The organism is Sphingomonas sp., from assembly GCF_019746015.1.
Taxonomy (GTDB): Bacteria; Pseudomonadota; Alphaproteobacteria; order Sphingomonadales; family Sphingomonadaceae; genus Sphingomonas.
The window spans coordinates 15,422-30,323 of record NZ_JAIESM010000034.1; the positions used below are offsets into that span (position 1 = coordinate 15,422).

The 14,902-nt window shown below is 67.4% G+C and carries 14 protein-coding genes; 8 read left to right on the top strand and 6 right to left on the bottom strand.

What is annotated here, in order from left to right; translation table 11 throughout:
- Positions 1-3: 3 nt before the first annotated feature.
- Both K2Y03_RS05370 and K2Y03_RS05375 read left to right on the top strand, forming a co-directional pair.
- Positions 4-966, top strand: coding sequence for a sterol desaturase family protein (locus K2Y03_RS05370; RefSeq protein ID WP_294088900.1), 963 nt, complete (start codon positions 4-6; stop codon positions 964-966).
- Entirely contained in the window at positions 900-2,480 is a 1,581-nt protein-coding gene (locus tag K2Y03_RS05375) for a GMC family oxidoreductase (protein ID WP_294088901.1), read from the top strand. The genes K2Y03_RS05370 and K2Y03_RS05375 overlap by 67 nt, the downstream gene beginning before the upstream one ends.
- Before the next feature lie 146 nt (positions 2,481-2,626).
- Here the strand turns inward: K2Y03_RS05375 and K2Y03_RS05380 are convergent, their stop codons facing one another.
- The 6 genes from K2Y03_RS05380 to K2Y03_RS05405 all read right to left on the bottom strand — a co-directional run bounded on the left by K2Y03_RS05380 (position 2,627) and on the right by K2Y03_RS05405 (position 7,065).
- On the bottom strand, positions 2,627-4,024 hold the full coding sequence (locus K2Y03_RS05380) for an ammonium transporter (RefSeq protein WP_294088903.1): 1,398 nt from the start codon (positions 4,022-4,024) through the stop codon (positions 2,627-2,629).
- A complete protein-coding gene (locus K2Y03_RS05385; protein ID WP_294088905.1) occupies positions 4,021-4,359 on the bottom strand; it encodes a P-II family nitrogen regulator in 339 nt (112 codons plus the stop codon). Before K2Y03_RS05385 ends, K2Y03_RS05380 begins: the two co-directional genes overlap by 4 nt.
- A 256-nt stretch (positions 4,360-4,615) precedes the next feature.
- Positions 4,616-4,819, bottom strand: coding sequence for a DUF2007 domain-containing protein (locus tag K2Y03_RS05390; RefSeq protein ID WP_294088908.1), 204 nt, complete (start codon positions 4,817-4,819; stop codon positions 4,616-4,618).
- Positions 4,816-5,373 carry a pyridoxamine 5'-phosphate oxidase family protein gene (locus K2Y03_RS05395; RefSeq protein WP_294088910.1) on the bottom strand — a complete coding sequence of 186 codons (558 nt, stop codon included), beginning with the start codon at positions 5,371-5,373 and terminating at the stop codon, positions 4,816-4,818. The genes K2Y03_RS05390 and K2Y03_RS05395 overlap by 4 nt, the downstream gene beginning before the upstream one ends.
- A gap of 14 nt (positions 5,374-5,387) precedes the next feature.
- Entirely contained in the window at positions 5,388-6,812 is a 1,425-nt protein-coding gene (gene tldD / locus K2Y03_RS05400; RefSeq protein WP_294088912.1) for a metalloprotease TldD, read from the bottom strand.
- A gap of 19 nt (positions 6,813-6,831) precedes the next feature.
- The gene (locus K2Y03_RS05405; RefSeq protein WP_294088914.1) at positions 6,832-7,065 is read right to left on the bottom strand and encodes a zinc-finger domain-containing protein; all 234 of its coding nucleotides are present in this window, start codon (positions 7,063-7,065) and stop codon (positions 6,832-6,834) included.
- Positions 7,066-7,139: 74 nt separating this feature from the next.
- Here K2Y03_RS05405 and K2Y03_RS05410 point away from each other — a divergent pair, with 74 nt between their 5' ends.
- From K2Y03_RS05410 to K2Y03_RS05435, 6 genes are all read left to right on the top strand, one after another.
- Positions 7,140-8,060, top strand: coding sequence for an ABC transporter ATP-binding protein (locus K2Y03_RS05410; protein ID WP_294088915.1), 921 nt, complete (start codon positions 7,140-7,142; stop codon positions 8,058-8,060).
- A complete protein-coding gene (locus K2Y03_RS05415) occupies positions 8,057-8,569 on the top strand; it encodes a hypothetical protein (RefSeq protein ID WP_294088917.1) in 513 nt (170 codons plus the stop codon). Before K2Y03_RS05410 ends, K2Y03_RS05415 begins: the two co-directional genes overlap by 4 nt.
- Positions 8,566-10,170 (top strand): L-aspartate oxidase, encoded by a 1,605-nt coding sequence (gene nadB / locus K2Y03_RS05420; RefSeq protein ID WP_294088918.1) that lies wholly within the window; start codon positions 8,566-8,568, stop codon positions 10,168-10,170. Before K2Y03_RS05415 ends, nadB begins: the two co-directional genes overlap by 4 nt.
- 213 nt (positions 10,171-10,383) lie before the next feature.
- Entirely contained in the window at positions 10,384-11,451 is a 1,068-nt protein-coding gene (locus K2Y03_RS05425) for a serine hydrolase (RefSeq protein ID WP_294088920.1), read from the top strand.
- Between the two features lie 77 nt (positions 11,452-11,528).
- A complete protein-coding gene (gene polA, locus K2Y03_RS05430; RefSeq protein ID WP_294088921.1) occupies positions 11,529-14,303 on the top strand; it encodes a DNA polymerase I in 2,775 nt (924 codons plus the stop codon).
- The coding region (locus K2Y03_RS05435) for a lipopolysaccharide biosynthesis protein (RefSeq protein WP_367114752.1) at positions 14,300-14,902 on the top strand (603 nt) is incomplete at its 3' end. The genes polA and K2Y03_RS05435, both read left to right, overlap by 4 nt.

Sequence of the window (14,902 nt, forward strand, 5' to 3'; positions counted from 1 at the left end):
GCCATGCTGCCCAGCCCCGTCGATTATGCGATCCCCGGCTTCGTGCTCCTCATCATCGGCGAGATGCTGATCGCCCGCGCCCATGCGCCCGACCGGTATGAGCCGCGCGACACGCTCACCTCGCTCGGCCTTGGTCTGGGCAGCACGGTGGCCGGCGTAATCACCGGCGGCATGGCCTATGCCATTGCGCTGTGGGCGTGGCAGTTCCGCCTGTGGGATCTGGGCTGGGCCTGGTATGTGTTCGTCGCCGCCTTCGTGCTCGACGATCTGGCCTATTATGCCTTTCACCGCGCGGCGCACCGCGTGCGCTGGTTCTGGGCCAGCCATGTCATCCACCATTCGAGCCAGCATTATAACCTGTCGACCGCGCTGCGGCAGACCTGGACCGGCTTTTTCAGCGCGAGCTTCATTTTCCGGTTGCCGCTCGCGCTGCTGGGCTTCCATCCGGCAATGCTGCTGTTCGTCGGCGGGCTGAACCTCGTCTATCAGTTCTGGATCCATACCGAGGCGATCGACCGGATGCCGCGCTGGTTCGAGGCGGTGATGAACACGCCGTCGCACCACCGCGTCCACCACGCCACCAATCCGCGCTATCTGGACAGCAACTATGCCGGCGTCTTCATCATCTGGGACCGGCTGTTCGGCACCTTCGTGGCCGAACGGCGCGACGATCCGGTGCGTTATGGCATTGTGAAGCAGCTGGGCAGCTTCAACCTGCTCTGGGCCGCGTCCCACGAATGGCTGGGGATTGCGCGCGATCTGTGGGCGGCGCCGGGCCTGCGCGCCAAGCTTGGCTATCTGTTGATGCCGCCCGGCTGGAGCCATGACGGCAGCCGCGAAAGCTCCGACACGATCAAACAACGCTGGGCACAGGCCCAGGACCAAAAAGGGGATGCACCGTGGAAGAAGCCGATATCGTCGTTGTCGGAGGGGGATCGGGCGGGAGCGCAGTCGCCGGCCGGCTGAGCGAGAACGGCAAATATCGCGTCACCGTGCTGGAGGCGGGCGGCCGCAACACCGGCTGGCGCACGCGCATTCCCGGCATGCTCGCCTTTCAGAGCGAGAAGACCAACTGGCGCTTCGAAACCGTGCCGCAGGCCGGGCTGAACGGCCGGCGGGGCTATCAGCCGCGCGGGCGCGGGCTGGGCGGCTCCTCCGCCATCAACGCGATGATCTATATTCGCGGCAATGCCTGGGATTATGACAATTGGGCCGCGATGGGCTGCCCCGGCTGGTCCTATGCCGATGTCCTGCCCTATTTCAAACGCGCCGAGCATAATGTGCGCGGGGGCGATGACTATCATGGCGGCGAGGGGCCGCTCTGGGTGAGCAATCAGGATTCGCCCAATCCCGGCACGCTGGCGTTCATTGAAGCGGGTGCTTCACTGCAGATTCCGCGCAACGACGATTTCAACGGCGCCCGGCAGGAAGGCATTGGCCTGTATCAGGTGACGCAGAAAGGCGGCGAGCGGTGGAGCGCGGCGCGCGCCTATCTGGAGCCGGCCGGGCCCAATCTGCGCATTGAAACGGGCGTCACCGTGGAGCGCGTGCTGTTCGACGAGGGGCGCGCCTGGGGCGTTGCCTATCTGCAGGATGGTGAGCGGCGCGAGATTCGCGCCCGCCGCGCGGTGGTGCTGAGCGGCGGCGTGTTCGGCACCCCGCAGGTGCTGATGCTCTCCGGCATCGGGCCGGCCGCGCATCTGCAGCAGCATGGCATCGCCGTGCGCGTCGACCGTGCCGATGTGGGCGGCAACCTGCAGGACCATCTCGATTATGTCGCTGCCTATGAGTGCGACGACACGCGCTTTCTGGGCTCCAACCTCACCGGCATGGTCAACATGGCCGGCGCGCTGGTGCAGTGGTTCCGCCGGCGCTCGGGCCCGATGACGACGCCCTATGCCGAAGGCGGCGCGTTCCTCAAGATCGATCCCGACGCGCCCTGCCCCGATGTGCAGCTGCATTTCGTGATTGCGGCGCTTGAGGATCACGGCCGCGCGAAAGTGCGCGCGCATGGCTATTCGGGCCATGTCTGCGTGCTGCGGCCCGAGAGCAAGGGCACGGTGCGGCTAGCGAGTGCAGATGCGCGCGCGGCGCCGCTGATCGACCCCGCCTTCCTGACCGACCCGCGCGACATCGCGCTGATGAAGAACGGCGTGCGCGCGATGTACCGCATTCTCGAAACGCCGCCGATGAGCGATTACAAGGGGCGTGACCGCAACCCCATCGACCTGGCCGATGATGCCGCGCTCGAAGCGCTGATCCGCGCCCGGGCGGACACCATCTATCACCCGGTCGGCACCGCGCGCATGGGGTCAGACGCCGATGCCGTGTGCGACCCGCGCCTGCGGGTGCGCGGGGTGGAGGGGCTTTATGTCGCCGACGCGTCGATCATGCCCAAGCTCGTCTCGGGCAACACCAACGCGCCCTCGATCATGATCGGCGAACGCGCGGCGGATTTTATCCGGGAGGATCTGGGTTAGAGTTTTTTGCTTGGTTGAGGCGGTTCCAGCCCACTCCCCCACCCGACCACCCATCGGCAGTATTCTGTGGGTGGTCGGGTGGGGGAGCGGGCCGGTGCCGAGACCAATTCACTGAAACCGAAACCGGTTCCAGGCCCCCCTTACGCTCAATAATTATACGCGCGTTCGCCATGCTCGTTGATGTCGAGGCCCTCGGTCTCGATATCGGCGTCGGGGCGCAGGCCGAGCGTGGCGTTGAGCGCGAGGAACAGCGCCGTCGATACCCCGCCCGACCAGACCAGCGTGATCGCCACCGCCACCGCCTGGCGCGCCAGCTGCGCCAGGATCGAATAGCTTTCGGCCGGCGCGGCGGGGAAGCGCAGATAATCGATCACGCCCTGCCCGCCCAGCGCCGGCGCGGCGACCACGGCGGTGGCCAGCGCGCCGAAGATGCCGCCGACACAGTGCACGCCGAACACGTCGAGCGTATCGTCATAACGCCAGCGGTTCTTCACCACCGTGACGAAATAGAAGCATAGCGGCGACACGATCAGCCCCATCACCACCGCGCCCATCGGCCCGGCAAAGCCCGCCGCCGGGGTGATCGCCACCAGCCCGGCCACCGCGCCTGACACCGCGCCCAGCAGCGAAGGCTTGCCATGCACCCACTGGTCCAGCAGCGCCCAGGAGACGGCGGCGGCCGCGGCGGCGACAAAGGTGTTGACGAAGGCCAGCGCCGCCAGCCCGTTCGCCTCCAGGTTCGATCCCGCATTGAAGCCGAACCAGCCCACCCACAGCAGCGCCGCACCGATCAGCGTCATCACCAGCGAATGCGGCGGCATCGGATCGCGCAGATAGCCGCGCCGCTTGCCGATGATGAGGCAGCCGACGAAACCGGCAATCCCGGCATTGATGTGCACCACAGTGCCACCGGCGAAATCGAGCGCGCCCAGCTGGAACAGCAGCCCGGCATCGCCCGGCGCGCGCGGCAGCATGTCCGGCCCCGCCCAATACCACACCATATGCGCGATCGGCACATAGACGATGGTCAGCCAGGCGACGACGAACAGCATCAGCGGCGTGAACTTCACCCGCTCGGCAAAGCCACCCACGATCAGCGTCGGCGTGATGCAGGCAAAGGTCATCTGGAACGCGACATAGGCGAGTTCGGGAATATAGACATTGTTGCTGAACGTGGGCGCCGCCGAACCCGGGCCGACGCCCGCCAGAAACGCCTTTGACAGGCCGCCGATCACCGGCGAGCCGCCGGTAAAGGCCAGGCTATAGCCCCAGCACACCCAGATGATCGCCGCCACGCCGACGATCATGAATACCTGCATCAGCACCGACAGCATGTTCTTGGCGCGCACCAGCCCGCCATAGAACAGCGCGACGCCCGGAATCGCCATCATCAGCACCAGCGCGGTGGAAACCAGCATCCAGGCGGTATCGCCCTTGCTGATCATGGCGGACATCTGGGCCGGGCCGGGCGCCTCCACCGGCCCCGCCAGCGCGGCGGCCGGGGCGAGGAGCGCGGCAATGGCGACCAACAACCGCGCGCTCAAATCGCGTGCTCGTCGGTTTCGCCGGTGCGGATGCGCACCACCCGCACCAGATCGTTCACGAAAATCTTGCCGTCACCGATATGGCCGGTATGCGCGGCGTGGCCGATCGCTTCCACCACCTGCTCGACCAGCTCGTTGCCGCAGGCAATCTCGATCTGCACCTTGGGCAGCATCTGGGTGGAATATTCGGCGCCGCGATACACCTCGCTATGCCCGCCCTGCCGGCCATAGCCGCGCACTTCGGTAATCGTCATGCCGGTGGCGCCCAGGCGGCCCAGCGCCTCGCGCACCTCGTCCAGCTTGAACGGCTTGATGATCGCGGTCACCAGCTTCACATCATCCCCCGGCCCCGCCGATTGCGCATGGGGCTGGGCGAAACTCTACGTCAAAAAACAACGATTGCACGCAAAATAATGCCGCGCTGCGGCGAAAATGGTGCGGATGCGAAGCGGATTGGGAGGTGGTTTTGGTTTGATTGAGGCGGCACCGGCCCGCTCCCCCACCCGGCCTCCCATCGGTAGTATCGTGTGGGAGGCCGGGTGGGGGAGTGGGCTGGTGCCGTAATCGGCTTCAGCCAGGCTGAAACCGACCCTATCCCGCCGCCGCCACGATCGCGCGGGCGTCGGCCAGGTCGTCGGCATCGACCATCACCCGCACCGGGATAAGGAACTGGCTGCCATCGGCAATCGATGCGCCTTCGTCGAAGGCGATGGCGGGGATTCCCTGCGCTTCCAGCGCGCCGACCAGAATCATCGCCTCGTTGCGGCTGAACCGGCCGAGTTCGGCCAGGCTCATGCCGTCCACTCCGGGATCATCGTCTGCACGGTCACCGGCAGGCCATCGATGCTGCGGGTCCGTTCGGCAATCTTCGCCAGCCGTTCGGCCGGCTCCTGCTGGGCGTGATATTTGGCGAGCGTCTGGCGCGGGCGCTCCAGCGTCATCAGCGGCACGCCCCAGCCGCAGCTGGTCTGCACGCTGTCGATGTCGATCTCGAAAACCTGCCGCGCGCCGGGCAGGCGGGGGAAATGCCCGGCCAGCCCATCATAGCCGGCGGTGCCCGCGACATGGGGGGTGCCGGTGCCGTACAGCCGCAGGATCAGCGCCGGATTGTCGAACGCGCAGAACATGATGGTGATACGCCCATCGGCGGCCAGATGCGCGTGCGTCTCGTTGCCCGAGCCGCCGAGGTCGAGATAGGCAACGCGCCGGTCGCCCAGCACGCGAAACGCATCCATCCCCTTGGGGCTGAGGTTGATCCGCGCCCCCTCAGCGGCCGTCGCCACGAAGAACACGGCCTGACGTGCGATGAAGGCGCGGTGATCGTCATTGATCGCGGTGAAGAACTCCATCTCGCGCCTCCCCGTCAGGCGGCCGTGCCGCCCACGGTCAGCCCTTCGACCAGCAAGGTCGGCTGGCCGACCCCGGCGGGGACGCTCTGGCCGCCCTTGCCGCAGATACCGACCCCTTCGTCGAGCGCCATGTCGTTGCCGATGCCGGCGACGCGGGTCAGCACGCTGGGGCCGTCGCCGATCAGCGTGGCGCCCTTGATCGGCGCGCCCAGCCGGCCGTCCTCCACCAGATAGGCCTCGGTGCAGGAAAACACGAACTTGCCCGAGACGATGTCGACCTGGCCCCCGCCGAAGCTCTTGGCGAAGATGCCTTTTTTCACCCGCGACAGCAACTCGGCCGGATCGTCGCCACCGCCGCGCATGAATGTGTTGGTCATGCGGGGCATCGGCGCATGGGCATAGCTTTCGCGCCGGCCATTGCCGGTGGGGGCGACCCCCATCAGCCGCGCGTTCAGCCGGTCCTGGATATAGCCCTTCAGGATGCCGTCCTCGATCAGCACATTTTCCTGGGTCGGTGTGCCTTCGTCGTCGATCGACAGCGAGCCGCGCCGGTCGTGGAGCGACCCGTCATCGACCACGGTCACGCCCGGTGCGGCAACGCGGCTGCCGATGCGGCCTGAAAAGGCGCTGGTGCCCTTGCGGTTGAAGTCACCCTCCAGCCCATGGCCCACTGCCTCGTGCAGGAGCACGCCCGGCCAGCCCGGCCCCAGTAGCACGGTCATCTCGCCGGCCGGTGCATCGACCGAGTCGAGATTGACCAGCGCCTGTGCCAGCGCCTCGTCGATCGCGCGGTTCCAGGTTTCGGGGCTGGTCACCCGGTCATAGAGATAGCGGCCGCCGATCCCGAAGCTGCCGGTCTCGCGCCGGCCATGCGCTTCCACCACGATCGACACGTTCAGCCGCACCAGCGGGCGCACATCGGTGGCGACAAAGCCGTCGGCGCGCACGATTTCGACCACGCTCCACGACCCCGACAGCGAGACGGACACCTGCGCCACGCGCGGGTCCCGCGCGCGGGCGGCGGCGTCGATCATCTGGCACAGCGCCACCTTGTCGGCAAAGGGCACCGCATCCAACGGATCTGCGGAAGTGTATAGATGGCGGTTGGTGCGCGGCGGCGGTGCGGCGTGCGGGGCGGCCGACGGGTCGATCAGCGTCAGCGTGTCGGCGGCGCGGCGGATGGCGGCGGCGCTGATCTCATTGGCATGGGCAAAGGCGGTCGTCTCCCCCGACACCGCGCGCAGGCCAAAGCCCGCCTGCGTGTCGAAGCTCGCCGTCTTCAGCCGGCCATCGTCGAAGCCGAATGCCTCGGCCTTGCGATATTGCAGATAGAGTTCGCCATCGTCGGCGCGGGCGAGCGCGGCGGCGGTCAGGCCCTGCGCCTCGGCGGGGTCGAGATGGGGATAGAGGAAGCTGCGCGGGTCTGGCTGGTGCGTCATGCCCGGCAATATAGAGCGCTCAGACGCTGGCGCCAGCGCCGTGATCGGGCAGCTGCGTCTGGTCCGCGCCGTCGGCCGGCCCGCCGATCAGCACGAAGCGGCGGTCACAATAGCCGCAATCGACATAGCCATGCTCGTCAATCTCCAGAAACACGCGCGGATGGCCAAGCGCGGCGGGAATGCCGTCATGCGCGCCATCGCAGCTGACGCGGGCACCGGTGACGCGGGTGATCTGGGGCGGAGGCAAGCTCATGAAGCTGCCGATAGCAAGCCCGCCCGACGCCCGCAATTGCCTTGGGCGCCGGTGCGGCCTATGCCCGCATCAGCATGACCGACGCCGCGATTTCCATCGACCGCCTCTCCAAAACCTATGCCGGCGGCAAGCGCGCGCTTGACGAGGTGAGCCTGGAGGTGCCGCGCGGCAGCATTTTCGGGCTGCTCGGCCCCAATGGCGCGGGCAAATCGACGCTGATCAACATCCTCGCCGGCCTGGTGCGCAAGACCAGCGGCACCGCCAGCATCTGGGGCTTCGACATCGACGCGCACCCGCGCAACGCCAAGGCGTCGATCGGCATCGTCAACCAGGAAATCACCTTCGACCCCTTCTTCACCCCCGTCGAGACGCTGGAGATTCAAGCCGGGCTGTACGGCGTGCCCAAGGCCGAGCGGCGCTCGCTGGAACTGCTGCGCGCGGTGCATCTGGAGGACAAGGCGCGCGCCTATTCGCGCACCTTGTCGGGCGGCATGAAGCGCCGGCTGATGGTGGCCAAGGCGCTGGTCCATGCGCCGCCGGTGCTGGTGCTCGACGAGCCGACCGCCGGGGTCGACATCGAACTGCGCAAGCAGCTGTGGGATTTCGTCCGCACGCTCCACGCGGCCGGCACCACGGTGGTGCTGACCACCCATTATCTGGAAGAGGCCGAGGAGCTGTGCGACCGCATCGCCATCATCAACCATGGCAAGCTGATCGCCAACGAGCCCACCCGCACGCTGGTTGGCATGGCGACCGAAAAGATGGTCGAGGTGACGGTTGACCGCGACCTGACCACCGCACCCACCGACGCCGTATTCGAAAAGATCGCGCTGAAGGGCGAGCGGGTGCTCGACATCACCTATCGCAAGGACCGGGTGAATGCCGGCCAGGTGCTGGCCGCGGTGCAGGCGGCGGGGCTGGGCATCGTCGACGTCTCGACCAAGGAAGCCGATCTGGAAGATGTGTTCCTGAATCTGACGCGGTCGGTCCCATGATGTTAGCCGCGTTGCCCGCTCTACTCTCCGCCGCCCAGATCGCTGATGCTGCCGCGCCGAGCAACGAGGCGCGGCAGGGCGACTTTGCGGCCATCCAGATTTCGTATGAAGACCCTGACAGGTTCGCTCGTGAATGGGGCGTGAAGACAGCAGGCGCGCATCTGTCAACAACACGCAACGGGGTTCGCAACAAGCCCATCTTCGTGACGGTTGTCTTTGCGAACTGCACCGCCGATGCGGATGGCCGATGCGATGTTACGGCGGACATCGTCATCACCGATCCCAACGGCAAAGTCTATGCCGAGCACCAAGCTGTGGAAGTCTGGCGCGCGCCGGCACCAGCGCGTAACCTGCTGGCTCTCGGCGCTGCTCAACTTGGCCTGCGTGTGGAGCCAGGCGAGCCGCTTGGCGGCTATCGGGTGCGCTTCACGTTGCATGACCGGATCGCCCAGCGTGATCTGGTCACCGAAGATGTGCTGACGATCACAGAGGCGGCGGGAGCGCCGTGACTGTAAATCCGCATGATACGGATGTCCTTATCATCGGCTCGGGCGCGGCTGGCCTGACCGCCGCGCTCAACCTTGCCGACCGGTTCAGGGTGACCGTGCTTGCCAAGAGCCGGATCGACGATGGCTCGACCGCCTGGGCGCAAGGGGGCATCGCCGCCGTGCTGGAGCCCGGCGATACCTTTGACAGCCATGTCGAGGACACGATGGTTGCCGGCGCCGGGCTCAACCAGCGCGAGACGGTCGAGTTCGTCGTCGGCCAGGCGCCGCGCGCCATTGCCCGGCTGGTGGAACTGGGCGTGCCGTTCAACATGGAGGGGAACGCGCTCCACCTGACGCGCGAAGGCGGGCACAGCCACCGGCGGATCGTGCATGTGAACGACGCCACCGGCTGGGCGGTGCAGCAGGCGCTGCAGCATGCGGCAGAGGCGCACCCCAACATCACGCTGGTGCCCAACCGGGTGGCGATCGATCTTGCCACCAGCCGGCACGAGATGCGCTATTCGGGTGCCGGCAATGTGTGGGGCGTCTATGCCGTCAACCGCGAGACCGGGCGGGTCGAGCTGTTCACCGCGCGGGCGACCATCCTGGCGACCGGCGGGGCGGGGCGCACCTATCTCTTCTCCACCGCGCCGCGCGGCGCGACCGGGGACGGCATTGCGATGGCATGGCGCGCCGGTGCGCGCGTCGCCAACATGGAATTCATGCAGTTCCACCCGACCTGCCTCTATAATCTCGACATCAAGAACTTCCTGATTACCGAGGCGGTGCGCGGCGAGGGCGGGCATCTGCTGCTGCCTGATCATCAAGGTGTGGCGGGCGGCCACCGCTTCATGCCCGATTTCGACCCCCGTGCCGAACTGGCCCCGCGCGACGTGGTGGCGCGCGCGATCGACCATGAGATCAAGCGGCTGGGGCTCGATTACGTCCATCTCGACATCAGCCACAAGGGCGCGGAGTTCGTCCGCGGCCATTTCCCGACCATCTACGAAAAGCTGCTGGGGCTGGGCATCGACATGACGCGCGAGCCGATTCCGGTGGTGCCGGCGCAGCATTATACCTGTGGCGGCATCATCATCGACCGCGACGGGCGCACCGACCTGCCCGGGCTTTATGCCGCCGGCGAATGCAGCGAGAGCGGGCTGCACGGCGCCAATCGGCTGGCGTCCAACTCGCTGCTCGAATGTTTCGTGTTCGGTGAAAGTGCTGCCAGCCACATCGCCGCGCACTGGGCCGATCTGCCGCCGCCGCCCGCGATCCGCCCCTGGGACGAAAGCCGCGTCGCCGACAGCGACGAGGAGGTCGTCATCAAGCAGAACTGGACCGAGATCCGCCGGTTCATGTGGAATTATGTCGGCATCGTGCGCACCACCAAGCGGCTGGAACGCGCGCAGCACCGCATCAACATGCTGAGCGAGGAAGTGGACGACTATTACGGCCATTTCCGTGTGACGCCCGACCTGATCGAGCTGCGCAACCTGCTCCAGACCGCCGATCTCATCGTGCGTTGTGCGCTGGCGCGACGCGAAAGCCGGGGCCTGCACTATACGCTGGACTATCCCCACATGCTGCCGATCGCGCACGACACCATCCTGGTGCCGTGATCGACTGTCCCGGCATCGGGCAGATACACGGTTTATCGTATAATTTCGGGGGTTCGTCGCAAACCGGCCCGCGCTTAAATGGCATAGTAAGCGGGGGTCGCGCATGACAGCGATGTTATGGTTAGTATCACGTTGAATCGACGCGGTTATTCTCGTTCCGGTCCGAGTCGCGCCGCCGCCATCGCCTTGGCGGGGCTCGCCATTTCCACCCTGATGGGCGCCAGCAGCGCGCAACAGTCGCCCGACCGCGCCGGCATGCCGGTGGCGATGCGCAGTGCCGCCACGTTGCGCGCCACCGCCCCGGCGCCTGCGGGCCTTGCCGATGCGATTGCGCTCACCGTGCGCCAGTTCCAGGGCAAGGCCGGCATCGCCGTGGTCAGCGTGGACCAGGGCTGGCAGGTGGCAACCGGCGGCGAGCAGCGCCTGCCGCAGCAGAGCGTGTCGAAGCTGTGGGTGGCAATGACCGTGCTCGACGCGCTCGACGCCGGGCGGCTGACGCTGTCCACCCCGGTCACCGTGACGCGCGAAGACCTGACCGTGTTTCACCAGCCGATTGCGGCAATGGTGAAGGATGACGGCTATCAGACGACCGTCGGCGACCTGCTCCAGCGCGCGCTGACCGAAAGCGACAATACCGCGAACGACCGGCTGCTGCGCTTCGTCGGCGGGCCCGACGCGGTGCGCCGCTTCATCGCCGCCAAGCGGCTGGGCGACATCCGCTTCGGCCCGGGCGAGCGACTGCTCCAGGCGCAGACGGCGGGGCTGGAATGGCGGCCGGAACTGGCCACCGGCAACCGCTTCGTGCGCGCCCGCGCCGCGCTGCCGCTGGCGCAGCGGCTGGCGGCGTACGATGCCTATGTCGCCAATCCGCCGGATGGTGCGGCACCGGCGGCGATTGCCGGGGCGCTGGCCCGGCTGAAAAAGGGCGATCTGCTGTCGCCCTTCTCGACCGGCTATCTGATCGCCACGATGGAAGCGTCGAAGACCGGCAAGATGCGGCTGCGCGGCGCAGTGCCGACGGGCTGGCGCTTTGGCCACAAGACGGGGACGGGGCAGAATCTGGTCGGGCGCACCGCCGGCTATAATGATGTCGGCATCCTGACCGCGCCCGATGGCCGATCCTATGCGATTGCGGTGATGATCGGCGATACCCCGCGCCCGGTGGGGGAGCGGCAGGCGCTGATGCAGTCGGTCGTCGCCAGCATCATTGCCTTTCACGCGCCGGGCACAAGCATGGCGGGCACCGCGAGCCCCGGCACCGGGCTGGGCGGCATCTACTAGCGCGCGTTCCGCCGTTAACCCTTGCGACAAACTAGCCCTTTGTCGGGGCGGCCGCACGCTGCTATCGGCTGGCGGCTATGGCCCATCTCTATCTGGTTGACGGCTCCGGCTATATCTTTCGCGCCTATCACCGGCTGCCGCCGCTCACCAATCCGCAAGGGGTGCCGGTGGGGGCCGTCTATGGCTATACCGCGATGCTGTGGAAGCTGGCGGCCGATCTGAACGCGGCGGACGGCCCCACCCATATGGCGGTGGTGCTCGACAAGTCGAGCCACACCTTCCGCAACGAACTCTATGACCAGTACAAGGCGCACCGCCCGCCGCCGCCCGAAGATCTGGTGCCGCAATTCCCGCTGATCCGCGACGCGACCCGCGCCTTTTCGCTGCCCTGCATCGAGGAAGAGGGGCTCGAGGCCGACGACATCATCGCCAGCTATGCCCGCGCCGCGCTGGCCAAGGGCTGGGCGGTCACCGTGGTGTCGGGTGACAAGGACCTGATGCAGCTGATCGCGCCCGGGCTCGACATGCTCGACACGATGAACAACCGCCGGCTGGGGCCGGAGGCGGTGGTTGAAAAATTCGGCGTGGGGCCGGAAAAGCTGGGCGACGTGCTCGCGCTGATGGGCGACAGCGTCGACAATGTGCCCGGCGTGCCCGGGGTCGGCCCCAAGACGGCGGCCAAGCTGATCCTCGAACATGGCGATCTGGAAACCGTGCTTGCCGCTGCGCCGGGGATGAAGCCGGGCAAGCTGCGCGACAATCTGATCGACCATGCCGAAATGGCGCGGCTGTCGCGCGTGCTCGTCACGCTGAAGGACGATGCGCCGCTCGCCGAGCCGCTCGACGCGCTGGTGCTGAAGGGCATTCCGCCCGAGCCGCTGCGCGCTTTCCTCGCCGAACATGGCTTCAATTCGATGCTGGCCAAGCTTGCCGCCACGCCCGCCCCGGCGGGCGCCGCCGATGGCACGGCCAGCGCCGCCCCGGCCCCGGCCGCCGCCGCGCCAGAACCGGCTGTCGACTATGACGCCTATCAAACGGTCGTCGACGAGGCCGCGCTCGACCGCTGGATCGCCGAGGCGGAGGCGCTGGGCGTCGTCGCGGTCGATACCGAGACGACCGGGCTCGACGCGACCCAGGCGCAGCTGGTCGGCATCAGCCTGGCGACCGCGCCCAACCGCGCCTGCTACATTCCGCTTGCCCATGGCGGCACCGACATGTTCGCCGAAAAGCCGGTGCAGCTGGACCGTGACCGCGTGATCGCGCGGCTGAAACCGCTGCTGGAAGCGCCGGGCGTGCTGAAGGTGGGGCATAACCTCAAATATGACATGATCGTGCTGGGCCGGCTGGGCATTCAGGTGGCGCCTTATGACGACACCATCCTGATGAGCTTTGCGCTTTCGGCCGGCCTCAACGGCCATGGCATGGACGAACTGGCCGCGGGCGAGCTCGCGCATCGCTGCATCGCGTTCAAGGATGTGGTGGGCTCGGGCCGCAACCAGCGCGGCTTTGCCGAGATCGACCTGAAAACCGCCACCCGCTATGCCGCCGAGGATGCCGATGTCACGCTCCGGCTATGGCGCCGGTTCAAGCCGCGGCTGGCGGCGCAGGGCGCGACCCGGGTCTATGAAATGGTCGACCGGCCGCTCGCCCCGGTGCTGGCGCGGATGGAGCGGCACGGCATCCGTGTCGATGCCCAGCGGCTGGCCGCGCTGTCGGCCGAATTTGCCGGGCAGATGGCAACGCTGGAACAGGAAATTCACGGCCTTGCCGGCGCGCCCTTCACCATCGGCAGCCCCAAGCAGCTGGGCGAGGTGCTGTTCGAGCGGATGGGGCTGAAGGGCGGGCGCAAGGGCAAGACCGGCGTCTATTCGACCGACGCCAGCGAGCTGGAACGGCTGGCCGCCGACAAGGGATCAGCCGGCGCCACGCTGGCCGCGCGCGTGCTGGACTGGCGCCAGCTGGCGAAACTGAAATCCACCTATACCGACGCGCTGCAGGCACAGATCAACCCGGAAACGGGGCGCGTCCACACCAGCTATTCGCTGACCGGCGCGCAGACCGGCCGGCTTTCCTCCACCGACCCCAATCTGCAGAACATCCCCATCCGCACCGAGATCGGCCGGCAGATCCGCGGCGCTTTCGTGGCGGAGCCCGGCCATGTGCTGCTCGCCGCCGATTATTCGCAGATCGAACTGCGGCTTGCCGCGCACATGGCCGATGTGCCGGCGCTGAAGGCGGCCTTTGCCGACGGCGCCGACATTCACGCGATGACCGCGCAGGAACTGTTCGGCGAGGTGACGCGCGACACCCGCGCGCGCGCCAAGACGATCAACTTCGCCATTCTCTACGGCATTTCGCGCTGGGGCCTGGCCGGCCGGCTGGAAGTGACGCCCGACGAGGCGCAGGCGATGATCGACCGCTATTTCGAGCGGTTTCCCGGCATCAACCTCTATATCGCCGAGACGATCACGCGCGCACGCGACACCGGCTATACGGAGACGCTGTTCGGCCGGAAATGCCATTTCCCGCGCCTGAAATCGCCCAACCAGGCCGAGCGGCAGGGGAGCGAGCGCGCCGCGATCAACGCCCCCATCCAGGGCACCAGCGCCGACATCATCAAGCGCGCAATGGCGCGGATGGACGACGCGCTGGCGGACGCCGGGCTGGCGCATGTCCGCATGCTGCTGCAGGTGCATGACGAACTGGTGTTTGAACTGCCCGAAGGCGATGTCGCGGCCGCCCGGCCGGTGATCGAACGGGTGATGGCCCATGCCGCCGAGCCGGCCGTGCCGCTGTCGGTGCCGCTGGCCGTCGAGATCGGGGTCGGTCCCGACTGGGGCACCGCGCATTGAGCGAGGCCGCCCCCGCCGACCAGATCGCCGCCCTTGCCCGTGGGGGCCGCACCAATGTGTTCGGCTTCATCCTGCGGCTGGCGGCGCGCGTGCCGTTCCTGTTCGTGGCCGGGCGCCTCTATGGCCCGGAAACGCTGGGCCGGTTCGCGCTGGCCGTGGTGGTGGTGGAGCTGGCCGCGCTGCTCGCGACGCTGGGCATGAAGCGGGGCCTGGCGCAGGCGCTGGCGACGACCGACCGGCCGCACGCGCATGTCGCCTGGGATGCGCTGGTGGTGGCGCTGCTCGCGTCGCTGGCGGCAAGCGGCGTGCTGTTCGCGCTGCCGCAGCTGATGTATCCCGGCGGGCCGCCCACTGGCTTTGCCCATCTGCTGCCGCTGATCGTTTTTGCGATTGCCTGGTCGGACGTGTCGCTCGCTGCCCTTGCCTATCGCCACAATCTGCGCGCGACCGTTACCGCGCGCGCGATCATCGAGCCGTGGACGATCAGCATCGCCGCCATCCTGCTGTGGCCCGTCGCGCCGCATGACGGGCTGGAGATTGCCTATATCCTCTCCATGCTGGCGGCGGTGGCGGCGTCGCTGGTGCCGTTCGTCGCCAGC

Bases quoted from the DNA above. Each gene is read 5' to 3' on its own strand.
- K2Y03_RS05370 (WP_294088900.1), top strand. From the start codon at position 4: ATGCTGCCCAGCCCCGTCGATTATGCGATCCCCGGCTTCGTGCTCCTC.
- K2Y03_RS05390 (WP_294088908.1), bottom strand. From the start codon at position 4,819: ATGAGCCTGGCCGAACTCGGCCGGTTCAGCCGCAACGAGGCGATGATT.
- K2Y03_RS05395 (WP_294088910.1), bottom strand. From the start codon at position 5,373: ATGGAGTTCTTCACCGCGATCAATGACGATCACCGCGCCTTCATCGCA.
- tldD (WP_294088912.1), bottom strand. From the start codon at position 6,812: ATGACGCACCAGCCAGACCCGCGCAGCTTCCTCTATCCCCATCTCGAC.
- K2Y03_RS05405 (WP_294088914.1), bottom strand. From the start codon at position 7,065: ATGAGCTTGCCTCCGCCCCAGATCACCCGCGTCACCGGTGCCCGCGTC.
- K2Y03_RS05410 (WP_294088915.1), top strand. From the start codon at position 7,140: ATGACCGACGCCGCGATTTCCATCGACCGCCTCTCCAAAACCTATGCC.
- K2Y03_RS05415 (WP_294088917.1), top strand. From the start codon at position 8,057: ATGATGTTAGCCGCGTTGCCCGCTCTACTCTCCGCCGCCCAGATCGCT.
- K2Y03_RS05425 (WP_294088920.1), top strand. From the start codon at position 10,384: ATGGGCGCCAGCAGCGCGCAACAGTCGCCCGACCGCGCCGGCATGCCG.
- polA (WP_294088921.1), top strand. From the start codon at position 11,529: ATGGCCCATCTCTATCTGGTTGACGGCTCCGGCTATATCTTTCGCGCC.